Source organism: Acidithiobacillus sulfurivorans (assembly GCF_018853815.1).
GTDB classification, from domain to species: Bacteria; Pseudomonadota; Gammaproteobacteria; order Acidithiobacillales; family Acidithiobacillaceae; genus Acidithiobacillus; species Acidithiobacillus sulfurivorans.
In genome coordinates this window covers 1-2658 of the sequence record NZ_JAAOMP010000043.1, presented here as the reverse complement: position 1 = coordinate 2658, position 2658 = coordinate 1, and the positions used below count along the sequence as shown (strand labels likewise).

At 53.6% G+C, this 2658-nt stretch carries 3 protein-coding genes and 3 pseudogenes; 3 read left to right on the top strand and 3 right to left on the bottom strand.

Going from position 1 to position 2658, the window contains the following annotated elements:
- Window positions 1-522 (top strand): annotated as a pseudogene (locus HAP95_RS17605) (IS701 family transposase); the annotation flags it as partial.
- A gap of 233 nt (window positions 523-755) precedes the next feature.
- A pseudogene (locus HAP95_RS05110) lies at window positions 756-883 on the top strand (transposase); the annotation flags it as partial.
- Here the strand turns inward: HAP95_RS05110 and HAP95_RS05105 are convergent.
- Complete coding sequence (locus HAP95_RS05105) at window positions 837-1583, bottom strand: hypothetical protein (RefSeq protein WP_226832580.1); 747 nt, start codon at window positions 1581-1583, stop codon at window positions 837-839. The pseudogene HAP95_RS05110 and the gene HAP95_RS05105 sit on opposite strands and share 47 nt — an antisense overlap.
- The gene (locus HAP95_RS17070) at window positions 1580-1792 is read right to left on the bottom strand and encodes a hypothetical protein (protein ID WP_368356553.1); all 213 of its coding nucleotides are present in this window, start codon (window positions 1790-1792) and stop codon (window positions 1580-1582) included. The genes HAP95_RS05105 and HAP95_RS17070 overlap by 4 nt, the downstream gene beginning before the upstream one ends.
- Window positions 1793-1857: 65 nt before the next feature.
- Here HAP95_RS17070 and HAP95_RS17460 point away from each other — a divergent pair, with 65 nt between their 5' ends.
- Window positions 1858-1947: a transposase gene (locus HAP95_RS17460; protein WP_215883239.1), complete on the top strand. Its 90-nt coding sequence runs from the start codon at window positions 1858-1860 to the stop codon at window positions 1945-1947.
- A 220-nt stretch (window positions 1948-2167) separates the two neighbouring features.
- On the opposite strand, the pseudogene HAP95_RS05095 reads toward HAP95_RS17460, so the two are convergent.
- Window positions 2168-2423 (bottom strand): annotated as a pseudogene (locus tag HAP95_RS05095) (transposase); the annotation flags it as partial.
- Between the last annotated feature and the right edge of the window lie 235 nt (window positions 2424-2658).

Genomic DNA, 2658 nt, shown 5'->3' with positions numbered 1-2658 from the left:
TCAAGTCCGTTGGCTCCTGTCCGTTTTGCCGCCGCTGCCGATCGTCGAGTTGATCATCGACGATACGCTGGTCCTGCGACACTCCACCAAGGCCCCAGGCGCGACCATCCACTTCGATCACAGCCATAAGCACAACCGCCCCCGTTATGTCCTCGCCCAGAACTGGGAGGGCTGGCGTTGACCCTGCGGAGCCGCTCCGGCAAAGCCCTTTCCTTTCCCATTCGCTTGCGCCTCGTACCCCGCACCGGTAATACCCATAAGCTGAAAATCGCCGGGGCATTACTGCGGGCCTTTATACCCCACATCCCGTGCCCGTCCGCTTGCTCACCGATGCCTGGCTCATGCGCCGCCGACGGCTCTTATTCCTGCTGCGCCAGCGCGGACAGGTACGCTACTGCACTATATTGGCAAAATCTACCCAAGCCCGCCAATGCGCAACAGAATCGCCACAGGTACATATGGAAACATCTGACCTTTGAAATCATTGCATCAGCACCCAAGGATATCCTGTTCCTGTTTGTCTAACATTCCGCATAAAAATAAAAATTACCTTACATAACGAGCTAAACGGTACCATCAATATATCGCCATTATCGTCATCAACATTTCCCTTTGATCCAAGCTCCAATCCAGCACTTCTAAGTATTATACAATTTTGTATACCAATTTCAATGGTTCGATTGGTCTTTTCCAGTTACAGCCGGCCCCAGATTCAAGACAGTAGTTTATGCTTGTTGCCTGGTCAGGAGGAGACGATGATCGCAACAAAGCGGAAAGGGTACGGAGCAGTCTTTAAGGGCAAGGTGGATTGGAGGTGATCCGGGGCCTGAAAACCATCAACGAGATTGCTCAGGAGCATGGAGTGCATCCAGCGCAAGTAGGGTAATGGAAGAAGGCCATTCTGGAGCAGGTGGGTACTTTATCCTAGAAAAAGCAGTTAAGGACCGACAAGGGCTGGAAAGGCCCCCGGTGGTGACCATGGTTTTTGGGTGATTTGCGCGATGATATAGCTGACGAGGAGGGTCCAGGGGGAGTGTCCAAGGGACTGCTCCGCAGTCTGCCGAACCATCCGTAACCCTTTGCGAATATTCTCGATTCCGCGTTCTACCTTGTTGTGCGCCGCATGCATGTGCGTCAGATAAATCTGGGTCTGGACCCGCATGTTTCGTGCTCCGGCCTATGGCGGACAACAGCAACGGGCGGCTGGTGATGGCTTCTTTTCGAATATCCGGGACGGCCAAACGGGTGTACCAACTCCACCAGTTATACACCAGTCCCACCGTCCGGGCAGAGAGTCGGCAACGCGCCAGATCCCGGGTGGTGTAGCCACCCCATCCCCATTGGTTCTTGAGTTCGTCAAAGCCGTTCTCGGCATCTGCCCGGTCACGATATAACTGCGCGACACTCAAAATGCCTTCGGAGAGACCGGTCACCAAGACGGCATATTCATAGACCTTGGTCTGTCGCCGGTCCACAAAAGCAAAGGCCAGTTGACCGCGCTGTTCCTGGGTGGCGATCAGGTTTTCCTTCAGCAAGCGCCGCAGGATGACGACCCGACGACTCTGCGCCCAACACCCGCTCATTGGATCGTATCCTCACGGCCTTCCCAGCCTTGCCCCGCATCCACCCAGTCCCGGCGGGTGAAAACCTGCTGCAGCAGGCGCTTAACACGCGGTGACTGGCGCAATTTGAACAGGTACGACTGCTGCCGGGATTCCATTTCCCAAATCACGGCGTCATGGCCAAAGCCACAGTCCCCACGGACCAGATAGGGACGCTGTTCTGCACTCAGGGCATCCAGAACGCGATTCAGCCCTGGTTGGGCATGGTTGGACGCAGAGTGGTATTCTTGAACATTTGCGTTGGCCAGACGGTTTTGTATGTCCGAAATGCGGGGAGACTAGCCGTTTTCTCCGTGCCAGCACGCACGATAGATGGAGCGAATAACTTTGCCATCATCCGCTCTTACCTCGATACCCTACACAAGCAGGGGTACAATCTCCTCGATGCACTTCGACAGACTTTCCAAGGAAATCCTCCGCAGCCAGCCTCAGGCTGAACAGTCACAAAAATTATTAATAAGGCTGGGGAATGAATATTGTGGAGCTAAGGGGATACCTCTTATGAAAGTACAGCTTAAACATCTTGCTAATCAGGTGTCCGGTTGTCACAGACACCCACCAGATGTAGTGGTGCGTGATTTTGGAATAAAGCTCGGCATAAGTTGGCGCGGTGACATCGCCAGCGATGCCAAGCAGGGAGCGGAAGGCATTGAAGGGGTAGAAGTGGCGATTGAAGCGGAACGTGAATTCGTTGAGGTACACCTGCAAGTGCTGTGGCCTGACGCCATGATGGATGCAGCGCAACCAGGCCTTGAGATTGGAGAATACGAGGCGAATGATCGGCAGGAAGGTTTCGGTCAAGCGCGTCGATAACTATGGTCGCCCAGGTTGGCGCAGATGCTCAAAATACTACGGGTAGTGGGTGTCTGTGACAACCAGATAAGCACGCATTATTCCAACCAGCTCGACATGTCGCAGCTAGCAGCCCGTCGGTTTTAACTTCGGACTACCGCCAAATTTTAGCCTGATTTTTTTGAAATGGTTCATTTTGAGCCGATTTCGGTCATTATTGCCCTGTTTTTTGCGGTTTATCTGC

Excerpts from the sequence above, each read along its gene's own strand:
- HAP95_RS05105 (WP_226832580.1), bottom strand. The coding sequence starts at position 1,583 with ATGAGCGGGTGTTGGGCGCAGAGTCGTCGGGTCGTCATCCTGCGGCGC.